26 protein-coding genes are annotated in these 22,248 nt (G+C 30.1%); all 26 read right to left on the reverse strand.

Features of this window, described 5'->3' with window-relative positions; all coding sequences use genetic code 11:
• Positions 1-40 precede the first annotated feature (40 nt).
• The 26 genes from ACM6F9_RS02230 to ACM6F9_RS02355 all read right to left on the reverse strand — a co-directional run bounded on the left by ACM6F9_RS02230 (position 41) and on the right by ACM6F9_RS02355 (position 22,124).
• Positions 41-544: a DinB family protein gene (locus tag ACM6F9_RS02230; protein WP_414844209.1), complete on the reverse strand. Its 504-nt coding sequence runs from the start codon at positions 542-544 to the stop codon at positions 41-43.
• 32 nt (positions 545-576) lie between these two features.
• The gene (locus ACM6F9_RS02235) at positions 577-960 is read right to left on the reverse strand and encodes a 5-carboxymethyl-2-hydroxymuconate Delta-isomerase (RefSeq protein ID WP_414844210.1); all 384 of its coding nucleotides are present in this window, start codon (positions 958-960) and stop codon (positions 577-579) included.
• A 131-nt stretch (positions 961-1,091) separates the two neighbouring features.
• A complete protein-coding gene (locus ACM6F9_RS02240) occupies positions 1,092-2,702 on the reverse strand; it encodes a serine hydrolase (protein WP_414844211.1) in 1,611 nt (536 codons plus the stop codon).
• A gap of 87 nt (positions 2,703-2,789) precedes the next feature.
• Entirely contained in the window at positions 2,790-3,224 is a 435-nt protein-coding gene (locus ACM6F9_RS02245; protein WP_414844212.1) for a hypothetical protein, read from the reverse strand.
• A gap of 1 nt (position 3,225) precedes the next feature.
• Positions 3,226-3,729 carry a hypothetical protein gene (locus ACM6F9_RS02250; RefSeq protein WP_414844213.1) on the reverse strand — a complete coding sequence of 168 codons (504 nt, stop codon included), beginning with the start codon at positions 3,727-3,729 and terminating at the stop codon, positions 3,226-3,228.
• Positions 3,730-3,744: 15 nt separating this feature from the next.
• Complete coding sequence (locus tag ACM6F9_RS02255) at positions 3,745-4,260, reverse strand: hypothetical protein (RefSeq protein WP_414844214.1); 516 nt, start codon at positions 4,258-4,260, stop codon at positions 3,745-3,747.
• Positions 4,261-4,272: 12 nt separating this feature from the next.
• Positions 4,273-4,647 carry a VOC family protein gene (locus tag ACM6F9_RS02260; protein WP_414844215.1) on the reverse strand — a complete coding sequence of 125 codons (375 nt, stop codon included), beginning with the start codon at positions 4,645-4,647 and terminating at the stop codon, positions 4,273-4,275.
• A gap of 18 nt (positions 4,648-4,665) precedes the next feature.
• The gene (locus ACM6F9_RS02265; RefSeq protein WP_414844216.1) at positions 4,666-5,205 is read right to left on the reverse strand and encodes a dihydrofolate reductase family protein; all 540 of its coding nucleotides are present in this window, start codon (positions 5,203-5,205) and stop codon (positions 4,666-4,668) included.
• A gap of 271 nt (positions 5,206-5,476) precedes the next feature.
• On the reverse strand, positions 5,477-6,112 hold the full coding sequence (locus ACM6F9_RS02270) for a hypothetical protein (protein ID WP_414844217.1): 636 nt from the start codon (positions 6,110-6,112) through the stop codon (positions 5,477-5,479).
• Positions 6,113-6,263: 151 nt separating this feature from the next.
• The gene (locus ACM6F9_RS02275; RefSeq protein WP_414844218.1) at positions 6,264-6,923 is read right to left on the reverse strand and encodes a DUF2461 domain-containing protein; all 660 of its coding nucleotides are present in this window, start codon (positions 6,921-6,923) and stop codon (positions 6,264-6,266) included.
• 166 nt (positions 6,924-7,089) lie between these two features.
• Positions 7,090-7,806: a TauD/TfdA family dioxygenase gene (locus ACM6F9_RS02280; protein WP_414844219.1), complete on the reverse strand. Its 717-nt coding sequence runs from the start codon at positions 7,804-7,806 to the stop codon at positions 7,090-7,092.
• Positions 7,781-8,107: a hypothetical protein gene (locus ACM6F9_RS02285; RefSeq protein ID WP_414844220.1), complete on the reverse strand. Its 327-nt coding sequence runs from the start codon at positions 8,105-8,107 to the stop codon at positions 7,781-7,783. The genes ACM6F9_RS02280 and ACM6F9_RS02285 overlap by 26 nt, the downstream gene beginning before the upstream one ends.
• Positions 8,108-8,297: 190 nt before the next feature.
• The gene (locus ACM6F9_RS02290) at positions 8,298-8,675 is read right to left on the reverse strand and encodes a hypothetical protein (RefSeq protein ID WP_414844221.1); all 378 of its coding nucleotides are present in this window, start codon (positions 8,673-8,675) and stop codon (positions 8,298-8,300) included.
• 109 nt (positions 8,676-8,784) lie between these two features.
• Positions 8,785-9,438: a DUF4919 domain-containing protein gene (locus ACM6F9_RS02295; RefSeq protein WP_414844222.1), complete on the reverse strand. Its 654-nt coding sequence runs from the start codon at positions 9,436-9,438 to the stop codon at positions 8,785-8,787.
• A 51-nt stretch (positions 9,439-9,489) separates the two neighbouring features.
• Complete coding sequence (locus ACM6F9_RS02300; RefSeq protein ID WP_414844223.1) at positions 9,490-10,662, reverse strand: kelch repeat-containing protein; 1,173 nt, start codon at positions 10,660-10,662, stop codon at positions 9,490-9,492.
• Positions 10,663-13,070: 2,408 nt separating this feature from the next.
• On the reverse strand, positions 13,071-13,613 hold the full coding sequence (locus ACM6F9_RS02305) for a hypothetical protein (RefSeq protein ID WP_414844224.1): 543 nt from the start codon (positions 13,611-13,613) through the stop codon (positions 13,071-13,073).
• A gap of 31 nt (positions 13,614-13,644) precedes the next feature.
• Positions 13,645-14,361, reverse strand: a complete 717-nt coding sequence (locus ACM6F9_RS02310) for a hypothetical protein (protein ID WP_414844225.1) — start codon at positions 14,359-14,361, stop codon at positions 13,645-13,647.
• Positions 14,362-14,483: 122 nt separating this feature from the next.
• Entirely contained in the window at positions 14,484-15,191 is a 708-nt protein-coding gene (locus ACM6F9_RS02315; protein WP_414844226.1) for a hypothetical protein, read from the reverse strand.
• A 62-nt stretch (positions 15,192-15,253) separates the two neighbouring features.
• On the reverse strand, positions 15,254-15,661 hold the full coding sequence (locus ACM6F9_RS02320) for an XRE family transcriptional regulator (RefSeq protein WP_414844227.1): 408 nt from the start codon (positions 15,659-15,661) through the stop codon (positions 15,254-15,256).
• A 197-nt stretch (positions 15,662-15,858) separates the two neighbouring features.
• Positions 15,859-17,046, reverse strand: coding sequence for a putative phage abortive infection protein (locus ACM6F9_RS02325; protein ID WP_414844228.1), 1,188 nt, complete (start codon positions 17,044-17,046; stop codon positions 15,859-15,861).
• A 322-nt stretch (positions 17,047-17,368) separates the two neighbouring features.
• Positions 17,369-18,019: a hypothetical protein gene (locus ACM6F9_RS02330; protein ID WP_414844229.1), complete on the reverse strand. Its 651-nt coding sequence runs from the start codon at positions 18,017-18,019 to the stop codon at positions 17,369-17,371.
• Positions 18,007-18,906, reverse strand: coding sequence for a DUF4747 family protein (locus ACM6F9_RS02335; RefSeq protein WP_414844230.1), 900 nt, complete (start codon positions 18,904-18,906; stop codon positions 18,007-18,009). Before ACM6F9_RS02335 ends, ACM6F9_RS02330 begins: the two co-directional genes overlap by 13 nt.
• 425 nt (positions 18,907-19,331) lie before the next feature.
• On the reverse strand, positions 19,332-20,039 hold the full coding sequence (locus ACM6F9_RS02340; RefSeq protein WP_414844231.1) for a hypothetical protein: 708 nt from the start codon (positions 20,037-20,039) through the stop codon (positions 19,332-19,334).
• Between the two features lie 80 nt (positions 20,040-20,119).
• Positions 20,120-20,320: a hypothetical protein gene (locus ACM6F9_RS02345; RefSeq protein ID WP_414844232.1), complete on the reverse strand. Its 201-nt coding sequence runs from the start codon at positions 20,318-20,320 to the stop codon at positions 20,120-20,122.
• Positions 20,321-20,595: 275 nt separating this feature from the next.
• Positions 20,596-21,165, reverse strand: a complete 570-nt coding sequence (locus ACM6F9_RS02350; RefSeq protein WP_414844233.1) for a hypothetical protein — start codon at positions 21,163-21,165, stop codon at positions 20,596-20,598.
• Positions 21,166-21,500: 335 nt separating this feature from the next.
• Positions 21,501-22,124, reverse strand: coding sequence for a DUF6037 family protein (locus ACM6F9_RS02355; RefSeq protein ID WP_414844234.1), 624 nt, complete (start codon positions 22,122-22,124; stop codon positions 21,501-21,503).
• Positions 22,125-22,248: the final 124 nt, after the last annotated feature.

Here is a 22,248-nt window from a genome sequence, read left to right on the forward strand (position 1 = left end):
TAAATTACTATCTTTTTAAGTAATAGAAAAGATAGGACTTTTATTGCTGATCTTTATAAATGTTCCAGAAATTAAAATCCGTCATAGGAGCATCGGTGATTCCGATATTTCTTCCCATTGTTACGATTTGTCCTCTGTGATAGGTTCCGTGAATAATAGCATGCTGGATATATTCATACTTAGAAAAGTCACACTGGAACCATTGGGATTCTATTTTTACATTTTTTGCAAGATCTTCTTCAGACAAGCTTTCTACATAATCTACCAGCATTTGTGAATTGTTTCTTATTGCATTGAAAACATCTTCTTTACTGGTGGTTTCTGTAGTTTTAGTAAAATCAAAATCATTCTTTTCAGAAATGTGGCTCCACCAGTATTCCTGAGTTTGCCAGATGTGATGTAATGTTTTTAAAATAGTTGGAAAACTTGAAATGGTTTCCTGATTCAACTGTTCGTCAGACTTTGTGGATAACCAGTCAATATATTTGTTGACTACCCAGTTGTTGTACTGTACGGTTTTGTTGACTAATGCTTTTAAGCTCATAATATTAGTATTTAGTTGGTGTCATAAGAAAATTATAATCCGAAATGCCGGTCTTTACCTGTATTTTCAGGATTGATGAGTGCTTTGTTACTGTATGTTGCCGCTTCGAAATCATTGATGTTCACAGAAAGAAAGGAAATGTCCGGCAGTAATTCTGAAAGTTGGGTACTGATCTGTCTGGAAAGCTCAGCTTTCTGTTCGGTAGTGCGTCCTTCCATAATATATCCAAACACATGCAAAAAATTTTTCTTGTCTGCACCTAATTTGTAATATTGATAGGGCTGAAGCCTTACTTTGATATCATTGGGGGCAAACAGACCTGTTGCATTAGCCACGTCATAAACGGCTTCCATTAATTCATCAGGCAGTCTCTGCTGAAGAATATCCTGCGAACAATCTATAATAAAATGAGGCATAGATTATATTTTGTGTTTTGATTTTGTGTAAGTTAAAAATAATAAAAAATATTAATGTATATTAAAAATAAAAACCGTTCTGAAAACAAAACGGTTTTAAAATATGTATTTTTTACTTTGTGAACTTCTATTTATGGATTTGATTTTTTAATGCTGTATTGCGGTTGTACAATATTAGTCATGTCGAGAATAATATCATAAACTCCATCTTCATTGATAGGAAAGTCGTAGGCATCAAAAGCAATACTTTTATTATCATTATTCAGTCCAAGACTGTATCCCCAGTCATTATTAAACCTGAATTTCAGATTGCCTTTTTTCAATGTATAGTTTTTCAGAAAATAAATATTTGGATTTTTAGGATCTGTCTGCAGCGGAATATCTTTTCCATCCCAGCCGTTCGGAGTGGCATTTCCAATGATTCCCCAGGTAATAGTATTGGTATTTCTTTTGGCTGTTTTTACAGTTCCGTCCCAGAAATGAATCACAACAGTATCTATTTTTCCATTTTTATCTGGTTGGAAAGTGCAGGAGAATTTTTCATCCAATTGAAATGATGTTTTGCTTTTCGGTAATAAAGCATTTCTTGGATAGCCGCCTTCTTTGAAAATAAGCTTTCCATCAATACTTTTTATATAAAAATTTGATTTTTCTGAAGAATAAACACCTTCCAGCTTGTTTAGATCTTCTGTACTCACTTTTGCAATAGCTGGAATGCTATAAGGTTTATTGTACAGTATTTTTTCTACCTGAGGAATAATAAAATCGGAATGCGAAAGTTCAGAATTTGAAATTACAATCACACAAATATCATCATCCAGAACTCTGTAATATCTGCTTCTGTAACCAGGTCCGCCTCCATCGTGACCCACTCTTTTTTTGTCAGAATCATTTGAAATCTGGAAACCTAAACCATAATGATCCTTAAGATAAGGAGTAAAAGCTTTGTCTATCGTTTCTTTTTTCAGAATAGTGTAATTCTTTAAAGCTTCATTAAATTTAAAAAGATCCTCCACCGTAGAATACATAGCCCCGGCTCCGAAAGGATGGTCGGTCCTGAAACGTAATGCTTCGTTGGATCTTTTATCAGATACAAATTCATATCCAAATGCTTTGTTTTTATCGGTCACATCATTAAAATGAAATCCGCTGTGATCCATTTTCAGAGGCTTCAGAATATTATTTTTAATGACTTCATCATAATTCAGACCTGTAACTTTCTTTATAATATAACTTAGAATATAATATCCGGAATTGGAGTAATCCCAATCTTTGCCAGGGGAAAAATTCAAAGGTTTTGCTGAGATATATTTTAGAAATGTTGCTTCATCTACAGTATACTCAGAATTTGTATCATTGGGAATTCCTGAAGTGTGGGAAAGCAGATGGGCAATGGTAATGCTGTCACCCTTCGGAAAGTCAGGATAGTATTTGGATAATTTGTCATTCAGGGATAGTTTACCCTGTTCTTCCAGCTGAAAAATAACGGTTGCAGTAAACATTTTTGTCGTAGAGAAAACACGATAAAGGCTGTTATTGGTATTTTTCTCTTTTTTAGGAGCATTTCTATAGCCGTAACTTTTTTCAAAAATAATGTTTCCTTTTTCAGCAATCAAAACAGAACCGCTAAACAAACCGGCTTTTTCATACGTAGAGAATAACTGTTCCAGTTTTTTAGATTTCTGTGAAAAAAGAGGATGTACCGAAAGCAATACCACGATACAGATTAAAATAGATCTCATGTAATTTTTTTTAAATAAGACACTTTTGGGTGTGATAATATTACATGGATTTAAAAAAAATAATTGATGGAGAGTAGAAAGTGTTTTTTATGTAATTTGAATTAAAGTCTTAATACCATTGATCATAATCATAGACGCTTTCCCTGTTTCAATAAAATATTTAACGATTTTTCCATTTTCCAGAATAATATTTCCGAAAGTAAGCTTCTCGTTTCCATACTCTTTAAAGTTTCCATACGATCTGTTTTTTGCATATATAATGGTTCCGGATTCTAAAACTCCGTTTTCTGATGTGATTAGTTTCTGAGTTGTCAGAATACTATAATTGTCAGAGTCGATAATAGTAGAACAGATCAAAAGTTCTTCTTTATTTAATTGGACTGAGATGCCAGGATACACATCAAAAAAAGAGAGATTGTCTTCATAAAACTTTGTAAATTGAAATACGTTGTAAGGCTTGATGGTACTTCTTTTTATCTTTGAGATACAAATTCGGTGCTTTAACTGATCAGTTTTTTTCATTTTAAGACCCTATTTTTTTTATTTCATCTACTATTTCACTGGCTTTGGTTTCGGTGATCCAGTTTACAATTCTTGTTTCATTGCCGTTTTGTATAAGAACAACAGAATAGGTTGAGCCACTCAGAGAAAAATGATAGCGGGTTCCAAACTTATATTTTTCTATCTGAAAATCTTTTATCTGAACCTGATCAATTTCTTTTTTCAGATAAACTTTAGGTTTTGTAAACAGTTTGTTTTTATATCGAACTGTTATTTGTTCATGTTCAATATTGAGAATTGTTTTTCCAAAAGTATTCCATAGCCAGAAATATAAGAATAATATAAAAAAAGCTGCAAAAGGAGTGGCAAACAAAAGATAGCTTAAAATAGTATAAAACCCTTCTGCCTGAAGACTAATAAGAGGAATAATGATCAGAATAATAAAAGAGAGCACCAATAAACCTAAACCCATTATAATAGCTACTGCCCAATTGGTTTTGTTCTTTATTTTAATAGTGACTGGCATGCATAAAAGTATTAATTATATAGTTTTCCTTTCAAACAACAAGGTCTTCTCAAGCCCAAAATTGTTCATCCTAACCGTTGGCGAATCCAGTTCCCAGGTTGGAAGATTCTCTGAAAGCTGATCTTTTAATTTTACGATTCCAGGGGTTACTTTATAATCAAATTCATAACTTTTTTCATGGATAATAATTTCCAGCCCGGATTGCCATTTATCAAACTTAGAAGGAATAGTAAATGAATACACTGAAATGACTTCATCCCATTTTATAAATTCCTTTCTATTATTTTGTTTGAAGTAAAATCCAGTATTTGTATATTGAAAAATTCCATCGAAATCATGCAAGCTGTCCATTTCTTTTTCAAATGACTCATAGTCTTTTTCGTCGGGAAAATAGAGCTTAGCTATTGAAAATACGAGAACTACAAAACACAGAAAAATAATGGCAAATGTAATTTTTTTGTCATCAAAAATAGGATAATTATAAAGGGTCAGAACTAAAACCAGACTGGTGGCTGCAATTATCTTTTTCATGGAGAATATTACTTACTTTTTGCTTCTTAGCTGAAATACATTTCCTTCAGGATCGGTTCCGTCACAAAGCCAGAAAGGGTAGTCTTGAAAAGTTTTGATGTCCCTCATATGGACTTTTTTTGACACTAGATCATTTTTTGCAGCTTCTATATCCATGTCGATATCAAAAACAATTTTGGTATTGTTATCAAAAGTATGATCTGCCTCTATTTCTTCAAGATACTGATCTCCGATTTTGTGTAAACCAATATGAATTCTTCCAGCATCAAGTAAAGCCCATACAGGATCTTCTTCAATTACTTTCAGATTAAAGTTTTCCACATAGAAAATTTTGAGTAACTGTACATCTTTTACATACAAAATAATGGTACTGAGCTGGACATTCATATCTTCTAGATTTTTAGTTTAAGCTTCATAAATAAGCTGTACGACACCGGATTTGAAGACATTGGTTTTGATAAGTTTTAGATGTAATCTTTCTTTTAAATCTTCAAAAAGAGGCTTCCCTTTTCCCAGAGCAATCGGATGTACGGATATTCTATAGGTGTCAATAAGATTGTGCTGAATAAACGTTTTAATAAGACTTGCACCTCCATACAGCCAAATGTCCTTTCCTCCCTGATTTTTTATTTCTGAAACTTTATCCACAATGTCAGAACTGATAAAAACAGCATTCTCATTTTCCCTGTTTTGGCTGGAAAAAACAAATTTGTTTTTTGAATGAACCGATTCCCAAAGTCTTTGTTCTTCCGGACTTGCATTTTCTTCGGGCTGATAATTTCCCCAGGAATCATAGCTTACTCTTCCGTAAAAAATAGTGTCTATCCCTGAAAGAAAGCCATCAAAATCCATATCATCATCCATGATACACCAATCGGTTTCTCCGTTGGGTCCTTCAATAAATCCGTCTAAAGTAGTGGCCAAATCTAATATTACTTTTTTCATGTTTAATAATTGATGATTTAGGTTTTTATCTTGTAAAATGAGAGGAAAGATAGATAATTTCAAAAGAAATATATTGCTTTGCGATCATTTATTAAGCAAGATTTATAATAATCAGCTTTTGGATTTTCTGTATGAAATGATTAAAGTTATCAATAGCATGATCATCATAAAAGTAGCAATGTAAATAATTATTTTGTACTGGTTATTTTGTTGATTGAGTCATGAAATTTCTTTTTTTTGCTCGTTGATTTTTCTATAGGATTGATTAAAATCAATGAATATTATTATTCAACTCTTTTATATTTTGAATAACGTGTTGCTTCCCAAATTCGCCTAATTTAGAAATATAATTGCCATTTTTATCAATAGTTGTAGAGCTGAAACATGGGTAGTGCATTTTGAAAAAAAGTTTTTCAATCACAGCATTTTCATCTTTTTGCCACTTGCTTGTTCTGGGATAATAGTATTTTAAATCTTCATTATTTTTATAAATCCAAAAGACATTATTGATAGACAGTCTATTAACTTCTTCTTTAAAATCTCTGTCAAAAATATTCCATCCTGATCTAGCATTTTGTTTATTGCATTTATCTTTTCCGGGATAGTATATAATGATAATGAATTCGTTTTTTAAAGGGGCAATTTTACTTAACATCTTTTTTAAAGAATCATATTCTTCAGAGTTTAGCTTTCCTTTTGTTGTTGGTTGATACAAAATATTAGCAATTTGATCTTCTGTTTCAAATTGGTTATAGCTGTACCCCCTTAGGTCGGCAATACTGTCAAATTTTTCTTTTGATATCTTTTGAAAATCATAGTTATAAAAACTTTCAACCTTAGATTGTGCGTTTAACGATTGAAACGAAACTAAAAGAAACGTAAATAAATATCTAAATGTGTTTTTCATATTATTTGCAGTATCCAAATCTACATATTATGCAGTAGAATTCATATATAGTTATGCTGATGTCTATCTATTGTTTTGCTTTATAAAGTGTAAAGTTTGAATAACATCCAAAAGTTCTGTTTAGCTTTTTTGATATCATTGGGTTCCGATTTTAAAACAAAGGTTCTCCATTCATATCCGTGGTAAGAATTTCACTCATATAATCAAAAAAAGGACGCATCGCAAGCAAGGTTAGAATCGCTTCTTTTTGAAAACCGTCAGATAAAACTTCCTGATCAGTGAACTTTCGCATTACGAGAAACTGTTTTCTTCTGATTAAATCTATTGCCGGATGATTTTTATCAAACCCCCGAGGTGCTGTTTTTACAGAATCTCCTTGAAGTTCTCCAAAATACTTTATAAAAGTTTTGTCCGAGATAATTTTTTCAATTTCTGTAGTGCTGATTTCAAATTCTTTACGAATGCGAAGTAAATCTTTGGCCTCAGGACCCCAAAATCCACCTCCTACAAAACTGTTGCCCGGTTCCAGCTGAATATAATATCCACCTCTCAGCATAGGTTTTGAACGGGAATATCCAACTCCGAAATTGGTTTTATATGGTGTCTTGTCTTTGGAAAAACGAACATCATTGTAAATCCTGAAAATATGAATTCCTTTGAGCTGATCATGTTCCTGAAGTTCATTATAGATCTGTGTAAAAAGAACTTTGTTTTCTTTTATAATGGCTTCGTATTCAGGCTTGTGTTTCGCAAACCATTCACGGTTGTTATTTTCTTTTAAATGGGTAAGAAATTCAAATGCTTTTTTCATATGTTTTATTAAATGAGGTTATGCTTTTGTCCATTGCAGCTCAATGTATTTCGTACATTGGTTTTTCATATCATCATATCCATCGAGTAAAATTGCTGAACCTCCTTTTTTCACAACTTCTTTTACCTTTTTATAAGTTTCTTTTGCTCCAATGGAATCCGGAAATTTAGACCTGATTGATTGTAAATCTTATTCTTTTAATTAATCTGTTAGAATTGATATCAATGGAGTTTCTTCCATGTAACATGAGATCATTCCTAAATAAAATTAAATCTCCTTTTTCTAATTTGATGCTGAAAGAAAGGCTTTTGAATAGTTTATCAAGATGGATAAGTTCTTCAATTTCAGTTTTAGCAAGCTGTGAAAAAGACTCCATGGTAATTCTGTCGTAACAGATTTTATAATTTCCATTTTCTATTTCTAAAATACTTCTTTCCTGGTTCCTGAATTTCCATTTTTTATTCAAAAGTTTCTGTTTTTCATCTTCTGACAAATGTTTTAACAGGCTATTCAGGAACATGAAATGATTAGTACCTTCATCTTCGTCCGCAGGTTCTACACATAGCAACCCAATGGTATTGGGAATGATATCAAAATCAGCACAGTCTGTATGTAGCGGGAAAATTAAATTTGAATTGGCAATAGATGTGAAAAAATGATTCCGGCGGGCTATTTTTACATCAAAAACCGCTTTGCCATTATTATTCCGTTTTTCATTTAGTACCATTCCTAAACGACTTATAAATGATTGTAGTTCATCATCACTTGGTGGAAACCCTTTTATAATTACCAAAGAATTTCCCAGCTGTAAATCTTCTGTTATTTTCTTGTGATTGAGAACCTGTTTCCAGTTATAATTAATTAACAAGTCTTGTGTTTCCATCTATAAATATGAATAATGATCCATCTTGACCGTGTTTAGGGAAATTGTAGATTTTTTCTTCTAAATCCGTAATCATAACATATTCTACATATTCTTTATTTTCTATAACATAATGCATGCAGGATATATTTTCAATTTGATCATCCCATTTTAGTTCTATATGGGTCGGGATTTTTGTCACTTCATGGATCTTAGAGATAAGTTCTCCAATTGATGATGAATTTTCATCAATATCGATTTCAAGAATTCGAGGAAACTCTTCGTGTTCGATTGAAAGTATTGCTTTTAATTCAATTTTCATATTGAGTGTTATTTTTTGTAAAATTAGGCTAAAAAATAGATTGTGAAAGTATGGCTTTATGATTAACGATAAATTTCACTTACTTTTTTAGGGAACTATTTTTCCCGTTTTTCAAAATGGCTTTAATGGCATCAGAAATTTTAAATAACTTTCCGCTGTGACTATTGTCCAGTAAAGTAATGGTGAAAATCTAATCTCTGATTCTTAGTTTAAGTCTGTTAAAAGTTTTTCTTGTGAAATAGAACTCTATTGCGAATAGCGAGTAAAAAAATAGTACTGAAAGTATAACAAGTGCAATATCTCCCTGGAAATCAGGCTCAATAATTTTTTTTATGATAGAGAGTAAAAATAATAGCAGAAGAATTGAGAACCAGATATATCCAAAAAAGCTTAATCTCAATCTGGGATTCTGAAGATTATTCTTTTTAAAAACAATAATTAAGGTCGGAAGAATTGTTAAGAAAGGTGTTTTTATTCTTGTCACTTCAATTCTGTTTTTAAACTCTCTGCCATAGAATAATTTTCCATCACTCGTCAATGAAGCGGTATTTGCTAAATCTAATATCATAGAACTTTTCTTTGAGTTTTGCCTGACTGCCTCCTCAATTTTAATCGGACTAAAATTTAAATTCATTTTAATCATAGTGTTTTTTTGTGCTTGATTACCAATTGTTTTTTTAGAAAAAATATCCACCCACTAATTTCACAAATACCTCTCTGTCTCCGATTTTATAAATTGTCAGTATACTGCCATCTGGAAGTTGTTTCATTTTTTGACTAAATTCATCTCTCGGTCCTGAAGTAGCCAGTTTTTCAAGTTGTTGTAGAACTTCTCCAGGGGTTAAAACACAAATTGCGGTCTCTTCGCTTTTCCCATCGCCACTTTTTTCTATCGTTTGAATGATTAAATCCTTTTGTTTGGAACACAATTCCTTTTTTTCATTATTATCAAGTGCACGATAAATATTCATCATATCATCCAGTAAATCTTTATTAAGGGGATTGATAGCATATTTTGATTCGGCTTCAGTAACCATTCTTTCTGCTTTACTCTTTGACAGTTTTTTTTGAGCAGGTTTCCAGAATGTTCCGGATTCACTGTTATAATTCCCAATGGTGTAATCAATTTTTATGAATTTACTTCCATAATACAATTGATTCAACTGCGCCTGAGTCAATTCAGAAGGATTTACTTTGAATACGTCTAAAAGTTTGTGAAAATTTTCCTTTGGATTTTCGGTGACATTCTTTTTAATAAGATCAGTGTTTATCTGTGCAGAGAATGCCTGAAAAATTAAAACTAAAATACCTGAAATAATATATTTTCTCATTATTTTACAATTGGAGCTTATTGGTTACTTATAAAATAAATATTGGTAAAGTTACCTGAAAATTTTAATCTGCTGTAAAACCCCTTTCTCATCTTTAAAACTAAAAATATAATTTCCAGGCTTTACTCTGGACAGATCTATCGTTTTGTTATAATAGGCAAACCCTCTGCTGATAACCTCTCCATTTGTGGAGTAAACCGTATATTCAAACTGATTGCTGTTGTTTTTATTGCTGATGATAAAACCATCTTTGGATGCATTGGTATGAACTTTTGTTTCCAATTTACGGTTCTCACTGGTTGTATTTGTAAGTGTACTGTCGCTAATATCTGCCACCTGGATGCTTTTAATAGCTGATTTGGTTGCAGACGTTGTACTTCCACCGATGATGTATAGTTTATTGTTATACACTTCCGCTGCAGCATGTCTTCTGGGAATCATATTGGATGACATCTGATATACCTTATTGGTTGTCGTATCAAAATAGGCCAGAAAAGTTTGATTATTATAACCCCCTGCAATAAAAATCTTATCACCGGATACCGCTAATGAATGTCCGGATATCCCTGCAGGCATCGTATATTGATTAGTCCAGAGATTAGTGTTGAGGTCGAAAACATTGATCAGACGGGATGATGTACCGTTAAAGCCGCCAATGACATACAATTTATCATTCACAATTTTGCCCTTGGCTTCTCTGGCTGTGGGCATATCGGGTAATGGATGCCATGTATCTGAAGCAATATCATAATATTGGAATCTGTTAGAAAATACAGTAGTTGCAGCCCCGTTGAGTCCGCTGCCGCCGAACACATATATTTTACCATTATGAATAGCAGAGCCTGCATTTCCTGTATAAGAACGGTTAACAGCTCCTTTCGTTACCTTGTGGGTGGCAAGGTCTACAATTTCAAGATGGCTGTTTCCCCAACCGTTAAAAATGTAAATCTTATTATCGTAAGTCTCTGAATTAGCAAATTTTTTGGGGCTCAGCGTAGCATTGAGAATACTCCACTTATTATCGGTAATATTATATTTTTCGATATAATTGGCGTTGCCTCCGCTTTCCTGGTATCCATTGCTCACATAGATGTTATTATCCACAATGACACTGGTTATGGCGCCTCTGCCTACAGACATATTGGCGAGAGTTTTAAACTGAAGTGTTTGTGCATGGGCTAGCAATGAGCACAAAAATGAAAAGAATAATAATTTTGTTTTCAATGGTATGAGTTTTAGTGTTTTTTTTGTGCCGGACTTTAATAGAATAATCGTGGTTTAAAGATAGGAAAAAGTTGAAGAAATTTTCTAAAGTTATTTTTAATCAGATGTACATAAAGTTATTTTTTCTTAAAACAGAACCGCTTTATTCAAGTTCTGTATTTCATCATCAAGTACAGCTATCCCTTTAGGTAAGAGATAGAGGGAGTTTTATAGGGATTTATGATAAACTGAAGGGGAAGTCAGGAGTGAATTTCTCAAAAAAAATTAGTTTAATATAATTTTTAGAAACCATATATTATACATGTTATTGTGTGTAGCAATGATGATACTAATGCAATGCTTAGTAATAGAAATGGACTTACATTTATTTTATTGGCTTTAATAAATACAAATATAGATAGAAGCAATGGTAAAGAAAAGCCTAATAATAATCTGGGACCTAAAATATCAATCCTTGTAAAGTATGCTGAAATTAATGTTAAAATTAAAAAAGAGAAACTATTGATGAGTAGAAATAAGTTGTATTTGGTTACATAACATTTACTTCTTTTCACTATTATAATCATCACTGAGATAAAGATTGAAAATGTGAATACAATAGGCAGCTGCCATATTCCAATGAATCTTTGAAAGTCTTTCATTTTACTTAAAGAGCTGCCGAATGGTTCTATTGCTGGCATTATACCAAATATAGACTGCCATAGATATATTTTGAAATCCAATTTTACTAGTCTGGCCCGATCACCGGTTATAAAACCAGTCAATTGATAATTTATAAAAAGATAAAAAGCCAGAAAAAACATGGCCCCCAGACAAGAAATGAAAGTATAAATGAATTTTTTGTTCGATCGGATATACATTAGACTGATTATTATACTTGGAAAAACAAAAAAAACCGAATTGTATTTTGTTAAAATCAGTAATATTAATGTTAGTATATTTTTTAATATATACTTTTTCTCATTTATTTTATTAACATAAAACAGATAATTCAAATGAAAGAATATAATAAGAAGCGGTAAAACTATATTTTCGCTCCATGCAAAAATGTAATTATACTGAAACGATGAAAACGTTAAAATAACCCAGAGTTCTTTCCAAAAGAATTTAAATTTATAGGTATAAACATAGCAAAATAATATAGAGAAAACATTAATTACTTTATAGGTAATCAAATAATTATTGATTATAATATTTGTTATTTTTAATAAAGCGGGATAAAATAATGGAAATAGGGAATCTTTAATTTTTGGCAGATCATTGGAAATTCTTATATAATCATGGGAATCAGGTGAAAGATAATCGCCGTTATACCATGCTATGATTAGGTTTATGAAAACTATAATGGGTAAGACGATAAAATATAAATCTTTGTGCTTATTAGACATTTTCCAGGAATTATTTAAGGGTTTACCCTAACTGGAAGATTACGCAGCAGGGTTGTAATAGGGGTATAATGGTTTTAAGAAAATTGATTCTTTCGTGGAACTCAAAATTCAGGAACTGAATCTGAGCTTCCTTAATTAAACTTTTATCAATTAAGGTAATCTGCTCGCGTGGGGGATTCAGGTATGTATGCACTATCTTGTAACCTGCGCAATACATTGTACTGACAGAATGAAATCTGAGTTATTTTCCTTATCATTTATGTTTTGTATTGGAAAGACAATATCAAAACTAGCAGACTCGCCGTTAGTTTCTTCATGTCAAATTAATTTTTAGGGAGCAAATTTGTATTTTTTTTAACAAATTAACAACTAAAGATGAATAAAATAACGAATAATACATTGATTAACATAAATAACAATTAAATTAATTAATAAAATACGTTGAAAACAAATTATTTAATAAAAAAAATAACCTCAATGTCTTAATTGGATTTATCAAAATTCACTACAGGGAATTGATTGTAACTAACTGGTTTTATGTAATATGTAAATTAAAAAATCAAATATAATTCACTATTTACTATAAAAAAATCATTACAAATAAAAAAAACCGCCATTTGGCGGTTTTAATAGGTGATGAGAAAATTTATTCTTTTCTGAAAACGAGAACTGCCTCATCATTTCCAGAGGTAGCATCCAGGTTTTTACTGCTATCATTAATTCGAAGTTTGGTAGAGGAATAGGAATCAATTTCTGTTTTTCAAAGTCTGACTCCACATAAGTAAGCGTTAACGTCTGATACATTTTAATAAAGATGAAAAATAAGGTGTTACGCTAGTGCGGCATATGTACTACATTTGAATATCATTTGTATAATGATGGAATTTCAAAATTGAAAAAGCCTGCGAAAAGCTGAGGATTTTGGGTGATTTGTTATCATAAGAAATCCGAAGCCTATTGACTTCGGATTTTATTTTTTTTGCACAAAAGTGGGCGGTTTTTTGGAGCAGGGTTATATTTTTATTTCAAATAGATCTTTTCAAGAAGTTCCACTGATTCTGCTTCAGTTAATAGGATCTTTTTATCGGTATTATTGGTTAAATTAAATGATATCAGATTGTTGTTTCTAACGGCATAGAGTAAATAAGAAGTTTGGTCTTTATGATCGTTCTGAGGCATATTTCTTACAATAATTTTCCAGATAATATAATTTTTTTCTTCGTTTCGTTTTACGTCGGAAACTTCAGCTTTCACTCCATTAGAAGAGGCCCAGTAATCATATTCCCATTTGTAAAATGCATTCAGTAATTCTTTTTCTGTTAAACCTTCTTTATAAAACTCAAATTTTTCAGGTTTTCTTACAGAAATTAATACACTTATTTTTTCGTCTTTATTGCTTAAGTGAAATTGTCCGGATTGTTTGAGGTGGTTTTTATATTCCCATTTTCCAGGGAATTCAAATAACTCTCCATTGATTTCAAAAGGAGTCTTCTTCTGTGCAAAAGAAGAGGTTGAAACCAGAAAAAGAATGAAGATGGAGAAAAGCTTAATGTTTAATTTCATTTGGGTATAAGTTTCTTGGATGATAGTTATTTTATTTATTGTTATCTATGATTTTGAGCATAAGTTCATTATTTCTCTTTTTGGCTTCTTCTATTGAATTGAAATTCTGATAAAACTTATTATAACTAGAAAAAAATAAACGGTTCTGCACAATAAACATATTTCCAATGGCAATCATATTTTTGGATGTATTTTTCTTTTTGATGGTTACTAATGTGACATATTGCATGGAATTTTTAGATAATGAATAGCTTTCTATTAGTATCGGTTTCTCAAAAACATTGTTTTCATTTATATTTTCCAGCCTTTTTTTTAATGTCTCCCACTTATCAGAATTTAAATAATTTTCGAGGTAATTTTTATTTACTTCAGTAAAATAGGAAATATCTACATCTTTATTTTCATTATGATTGGTAACATAGATCTGGAAAAAATCATCGAATTGATCTTCCCATAAAACTTGTAAATTTTTGTATAGTTTTTTATTTACATAGTAAGCAACAAAAGTATTTCCTGGAAAGTTCTTACTTTGTATATAATCTTTGGATTCTATATTATTAATTATATTATACATTCCTTCAATTTTGGGAATACATAAGTTTGCTTTTCCAAATTGGAAAATATTTTCACAACTTTTATCTCCGGAATTTATATTATAATTGTTACTGTATTTATCGGGATTAATGCTTGAATTAGACTTTGTACAGCTGATGGTAAGGACCAGAAAAAGTAGTTTTAAAAGTTTCATTGTATCATTCGACTTACACATATATTATTTGCTGATATCGTTTTCCAGTTATTTTTGTTATCCAAAATTAGATGGCTATGGAGGATTTATGTTGCCGGCTCAAAGTCGTGAAACAGTTGCCTTTATTTTGTATAAATTATCGGCCCTGGTTTATAATTTTTAATTTGTTCTGGGGTTCCAGTAATTTTAACATTAGGATCGATATAAAGAATATCCATTTTAAGATTCACATTCTTAGTAATATCTAAAGTTTGAATGTTATTTTTACGGATGTTAATTTGAATTAGGTCAGGATTATGACTCAAGTCCAGTTTCTCAAAATGATTATTGTCAATAGTTAAATATTTTAGTTTTTTAAAAGGCTTAAAATCAAAATTATTAATTTGATTATCCATCATATTTATTGATTCTATATTGGGACAATTGATTATAGAAACTGTTTTTAACTCGTTTCTGCCAATAGCAAAATCTTTCAACAATGGCATATTGCTTATTTCGAATTCAACTAATTTATTTCTTGCGCAATAGAACTCTTTTAATTTTTTTAAATCACTAAGTTTTAATTTTGTAATATCATTGATCGTTAATGAAAGATATTCAAGATTCTTGAAGTATTGTATATCATCTACATTGGTGAGATTTTGTTTCATTAAATCCAATCTTAAAATTGATTCAGCCTCTTCTTTTTCTATTTTTCCATTCTTGTTAATATCTATTTCAGGATATTTTAATAAAATAGTTTTTTCTAAGTCTGGATTTGTAAAATGTATAGATTGTGCTAATGTTGATTGGATGAAGAAAAATGAGATAATAAGTATGAACTTTTTCATTTAGTATTTGGCTTTTTTACAGATATTATTCAGTTTTGCGGAAAAATAATTACAGGAGTGTTTTATTTCTGAATCAACTGCTCCAGTCTGGCCATCATTTCATCTTTTTCTTTCAGCATTCTTTCGTATAGCGCAATTTTTTCTTCGTGCAGTTGCAAAACCTTATCTATAGGATGAAATGAAGGATTGTAATTGATACCATTAAGTATGGCTCCATTATCAAATGTGTTAGCAATAATATTGATAGCTTGTTCGTCATCCATATTCTCAATAGCTTCCACAGGAACTTTCAGAATCTCGGAAATCCTTTCTAAAATATCCTCTTCTACAGTTTCCTTCTGCTCCAAAAGCGAAATCTTCTTCTGGTTCCAGTCTTCACCAAGATCAAAAGCCAAAGCCTCCTGCTTGATGCCCAACATCTCACGAAAACGCTTGATATTTCTCCCCTGATGTATTTTTTTGTTTTGCATATTTGTGTACGTTATAGAAACAAATATAAGTAAAAGTTGGGGGATAGGAAATGGGGGAGTGGGGGTATTTTAGATAGGTGGGAATATAAAGAATCCGAAGTGGGAGACTTCGGATTTTGTTTTTTTGAACACAAAGTTTCCTGACTTTGCGGAGCAGGTATATTTGTTTATTTATGTATGCAGTGAGAGGCTCATTTCTACTCTTCATTTTCATATTTTACCTTAGGATAGTAATCTTTAAAATTAATACCAAATAAATGTGAACCGGGTACGTTCTTGATTAGGTTGTAGTTAGTGATTAGTTTTAATGATTTTTCTCTATTTATATTGATAAAAGTTATACCACTTTTTTTATACTTGGGTTTTAATTCCCAAGTTAAACCTAGAAAAGATAGACTATTGAGAAAAAGTAATTCTTGTTCATAGGTCGAGAGCTGCGCTCTAAATGTTTTTACATAAAAATATTTTTCTTCAAAGTTTAACTTTTTTTGAGAATTAATATATTTTATAGACTGATATAGATGTCTGTAATAATGACCTAATCTGTGTTGATGTCCACCGTAAAATTTAATGTAAGCATTATCATAAAAGTATTCATAAGCGATACTTTCGCTTGGATCTAATTTTCTGAATTCGATAATTTTTTTGATCTCTGTGATTCTTTCAACAATTTTTAATTCTTTGAGTTTTTTCCATTTCCCCCATTGTTTGCTACTTTCGATGGGTTTCATGGTTATATATAATAAAAGTTCTTCGATAAATTCATTTTTGAATTTTTTCTTAAATAAATTTTTTAAAATAATGCATCCCTCTCCACTCACACCATAGAAAATAATACAATATGATAAATTTATTCTTGCATATGATTTTATTCTTATATGTTCTTTATCAACACCTAAAATACTAATAGTTTCTGCGAGATAATCGGATTCATAAATTTCATCTGTAGAATAAAGATTCATAAATGGATTTAATTCATTCCTACAAGATATAAAATCACTTACCATTACTTTAAATGCTCTTCTGTTGGGGAATTCAATTTCAGTAATCTCACCATTATTATCGATTATTTTTCTTTTAATATTTATTTCACTTACATTATCTCTATGTAATTTTATAAGTTCAAATACTTTACTTTCTAATTGTTCAAGGTAGGTGGATTTCGTTTGTGAATTGAAGGTCATTAATAATATTATAAATCCAGCTAAAGAAAATATTGTCCCAACAACCCCTCCAATAAAATCTCCAACTTGGCCAGTTTCTGGTAAAAGTATAGGATTTTCACCAAATGTATATTCTAAGTATAAAGATTTAAAGAAAACGAATGATATTATTAACCCTGAAATTGTCAAAAAAATAGCAATAATCCATAAAATTGCTTTCATATATTATATATTGGTTGAATTAAGGAGAAGGGGAAAGTATTGACAGAGAACAGAACACTAATTCAAGAAAGTCTGAAATTAATCGATACTTTTTAATATTGTGAATTTACAAAAAAAAGAAAACACAACTGAAAAGCGACGGAAGTTTTTCATTCATTATTATCTTTTTTTAAATTGCTAATATAATTCTTGTTGGGATCCTCATAAAATTTTTGTTTACATATTTCTTTTTATCATTTGCGCACAAATCTTTTCATGATTATAACGTGTAAATGTTACAATTTAACTCCGCGTTTTGCCAATACCATTTTATAAGAAGTTTTTATTTGCCTTTTGTTAGTTTTTCCAGTTCTTCTTTATATATCAACTTATTCAGAGATTGGCTTAATGTAAAAATATTTACAATGTTATATACAATTAATATAAAGCTATAATTAGTTAAAAGTATAAGAATTAGTAAATTTATAGCATTAAATACTTCTACTAATTTGCATTCGATTTCAAATTGAATTTCAGTAGTAAATTTTACAACTAGAAAATAACAAACAGTAAATAACAATACTAAAATTGCCAAAGCAAATAATGCTATTGCTTGTTGATAAACTGAAAACTTAGGAAGTTTATTATCATTTCCAAATTGTTCAGTACGAATTTTTAAACTATAAAATTTTTCAATTGTAGATTTGAAGACTCCATAATTTAAAAAACCTACAACTAGAGAATATGCAGTCATTGTAAATCCACAAAATGTTACAAATGCAGGTAAGAATGTGGTAACATAAATTTTTAATAGATCAAAGTACTCTCTGTCTGTTATAAAATTTTTGAAAAAAAAGAATAAAACATTAATACAAATGATTAATAATCCAGAAACTCTATATACAGGTTTTTTGTATAATTTTCTATTCCAAATTATACTGAATAAACCCTTAAAAGAATTTTCAAATTCTTCTTTTTTATTTAAAGTCTCCATTTCCTTAGTGAATCTCGTAAAATAGAAATTAGTGGATTAATTTCTTTTTTAACTTTAATTTTAAAATCTTCAAATTCATTTTTTGTATTTATAATCACCTTGTTATCAAAAGAATTTGTTCCAGTTGCTTTTAGAGTGCCATTCTCTTTACTTAATTCAATTCCTCCTTTTATTAACTTAGAATCTAAATTTAATGATTCCTTTTTTTCAGAATCGAATTCAGCTTTGTATTTATTGGCATTTGATTCTTTTAATAAAGTATCCATAAATAATTTTTCATCATCTCCCAAATCATCATTAGTATAACTAATTTCTAATTGTAGTTTGTCTAAGGTTTTGAAATTGAATATTTTGTCAATTTCATCTACACTTTTTGCGATATCTATATTGAAGTAGCTTTCAGTTTCATAAATTTTAAGTAATGCTTCCTTAAAAAATAATTCAACTTGTTTTGGAGTGACTTTTGATTTTATTGGAAGTAACAGTCTATGAATTGCTGGTATAAAATAAAAAGGTATTTCGTATGCGTTTGGTTTTACAACAGCATTTGGGTTACCTGGTTTTATTTCTTTACGTTTAGTATCATAATGTTTGTCTTTTTCATCTTCAATTTTATACTTAATAAATTCACATTCATAAATTTCATAACTTTTATACTGAAGTTCATCAAATTCACTGCCTAGTAATGATTTATTAATTGGGTTTTTATCAATTTTTTTTAAAACTAACCCATTCTTATTTCCAATTTTAACATTGAAATCTGTAAAATTAAAAATCTGATTAATCATTTGAGAATATAAAGCTTGTTTATTTTCCTCTTTTGAGTGAATTTTAATATTAATAATGTTGAATTGCTCTTCAGTGTAATCTTTTTTAATTGGTGACATGGTATTAACTAATTTATTGAAAATATTAAAATTTTATTTTATGTATATTTTTGGAAAATTGCGTATATCAACCAAATTTACTCATTGCAAGGATACATAATTGTGCTAATGTTGTTTTGGTTTTAGAGATCTATTTTTTAATTGTTAAATATAAAATATAAATATGCTATTTCCTTACGGGAAACCGTATCCAAACAAAAAAACCGCTCTGAAAAACAGAACGGTTAGTATATTAAATTGCCTCGGTCGCTGACCTTTACATCATTCCTGGCATTCCACCACCCATTGGCATAGCTGGTTCAGCGCTCTTCACTTCAGTGATAACACACTCAGTAGTAAGAAGCATTCCAGATACAGAAGCTACATTTTCAAGGGCTACTCTTGTTGCTTTAGTGGTCAGGAGACTTTGCTTCGCAGGGTTTTCCTTAACTTCTTGGATTAATTATAAGTTTGTATTCTGATAAATCTGTAATGTTGAATTTTTGAATAAACTCATCAGCAGTAGCTAAATAGTGTATTTTATTTTCACTAAAGCTGTAATATTTATCAATGAACTTACCAAAGCCGTCAACTGTTGGCATAAAAAGATAATCCCAAGTTTGTGTTTCAAAATTAGGATATAACTGTACAATATGAGGCTCGTCAAGTTCTAGAAGTCTAAGCGAAATGATAGAATATGTATTACATAATGCTTCGGGGAATTGATTAAGTAATTCTTCAGTCATTCTTTTTTCGTTTAAAGAAACATATAAACTGAAATTTTCAAAGTTTTCAACAAGTGAGATACTTTCTTGTTGATCTTTTTTTGAATTTAAGAAATTTAAGTATAAACCGTTGAAATATGGAAAGATTTTTGAGGTTTTATCAATTATTTTTTTTCGATGATCAGTTCCTAATTTTTGAAAATACTCTTCATTTATAAGTCCTTTATTATAACTTTCAAAAATTGGTTTCGCTAAATAATTTATCAAATATCCGCCCAAAGAAAATTCTATAAAAGAAACTAAATCAATACTTCCACTTCCTCCTGATTTTTTGCTTAAAGTTAACTCACCATATCTTTTGGTAAATTCTGATATAGCATCAACTTCAGAGTTATCTAAACTATTTTTATATTTAATATGTATTTTCATATGTAATTTCATTTTAGGGTAGCCCAAGTTTCTAATTCCAAGATAGTTTGTTTTTTCAGTTTGATGAAAAAAAAATTGATTTATCTTTTTTCAATCAAATATATATCTTGTATTTTTAGAAAAATTTTATCTTTTGCTCCCATTTCATCAATCTCGATTTCAATAGTATTTTCATCATAAATAGAGATAATTGTCCAAAATAAATCATAATTGTTTTGCCATTTAACCTTAAAATAGACTCCATCACCTACTTTAATATCTGAAATTGTATATTTTCTCATAATAGATTGTATTTTGTTGTTTAATTTTTTCTTACTAAGATAAGATATTAGAATAATTATTCCTTGCGGGAAACCATATTCCATAAAAAACCGCCCTACAAAGTAGAACGGTTAGTATATTAATTTGTCTTAGCTTACGCTATTACATCATTCCTGGCATTCCACCACCCATTGGCATAGCTGGTTCAGCGCTCTTCACTTCAGTGATAACACATTCAGTAGTAAGAAGCATTCCAGATACAGAAGCTGCGTTTTCAAGGGCAACTCTTGTTACTTTAATCTTTATAAATTGCTAATCTTATTTGATCGAACCCACCTTTTCCCTTAAAACGAAATAGATAGGCATTCAATTTTTGACTCTTCCATTTTATATCGTCTCTTACTGTTTCTTCTTTAGATTTTTCTAACTCTTCATATACTTCCAGGTATGGTTGTCCAAGGTTTTCAGTTAAATATTTTTTGATTTCGTGGAATTTTTCATTAAACTGATTAGTAGATATTTCAGCTTTTTCATTTTCATTCCATTCATAGAACTTGAGTTGGGTTTGGTCATCTTTTGTAAAAAAATAATCTACTTTAAGAATGAAGTTATTTTCATTTCTTTGATAAGATTTAGGAATTTCAAATGTATGCTTTTCAAAAGTTGGATAAATATCCTCTCCAATTCCCCAAAAATATCCCAGCGTGATATCTTTTGATTTTTTACTTATTTCTTCTTTCTTAATTTCGGTGAATTTTTTAAAGGAAAGATCAATTTCATTTTGAACAGGAACATTATTGAATCTACCTAATGAACAGCTATAAGATATTAGTATAATAAGGACAAAGAGAATTGTGTTTTTCATTATTGCCTATGTTATTTTGATTTTATGTATAGTTTTTTGCACCTATAATTAAAGTTACTCATGATAACCCAATATACAAAACAACTTAATATAAATTTAAAAATAAAAAAATCGCTCCACAAAAGTAGAACGGTTAGTATATTAATTTGCCTCGGTCGCTGATCGTCCTTGCATTTCTTCACCACCATTGGCATAGTTGGTTCAGCGCTCTTCACTTCAGTGATAAGACATTCAGTTGTAAGAAGCATTCCAGATACAGAAGTTGCATTTTTAAGGAAAAGTCTTTCAAACACGAATACATGTTCTGTTTTTCGACGTACAGAAACCTAGAAACCTTATCTTCTCCTTCCAAAATTCAAAAGTATTTCCTCATCAGTTTTTTCGTTTTGAGGATATAAAGAATAGCAGAAGCTAATTGTACGTTCTTCTTTAAATCGTGCATATAATGCAGGTCTTAATAATTGAGTTTTATTATCGTTAAATGGGGATCTTTTTTCATTATTAGAATTTCGTTTTACTGTATAACAATATATTTTATCAGGATTTTCACTGTCGCTTTTAGATAGTGAAGAAATCATTAATTTCTTTATATTGTCTGGCTTGTTGGGATTTACTTGAGTAGGAATAAAACCAGAAAAATATTCATAAAACTGCTGTAAAATGTCTCGTAGATTGGGTGAGAAATTAATATTGAAGAACTCTCTTAATATTTGAGCGGAGATCATAATTTGATTTGAGTTGGCATGAACAGTTAAAGTATAAGCAGAGTCATTTGCTTTTATAAATTCAAGTTTTAAAAGTGCATATTCAGGCCTTTTTTCATTTTCAACATACAACTTAACAAGAACTATATAACTTATGCTTTTATAATTGAATGTAAAGGCTTCAATAACCCAGCCTTTGTTTTCCATATCTTCTTTAAGCAATTTCAGATTTTGTAAAATAGGTGTACTTTTCATATGCTATTCGTTTTTAGAGTTTTATTTTTATATTTTCACCAAGTTAAAATATAAAAATAAGATTTAATTACGGGAAACCATACTCCACAAAAAAACCGCCCTACAAAAGCAGAGCGGTTAGTAT

This window comes from Chryseobacterium sp. IT-36CA2, from assembly GCF_949767875.1.
GTDB lineage: Bacteria > Bacteroidota > Bacteroidia > Flavobacteriales > Weeksellaceae > Chryseobacterium.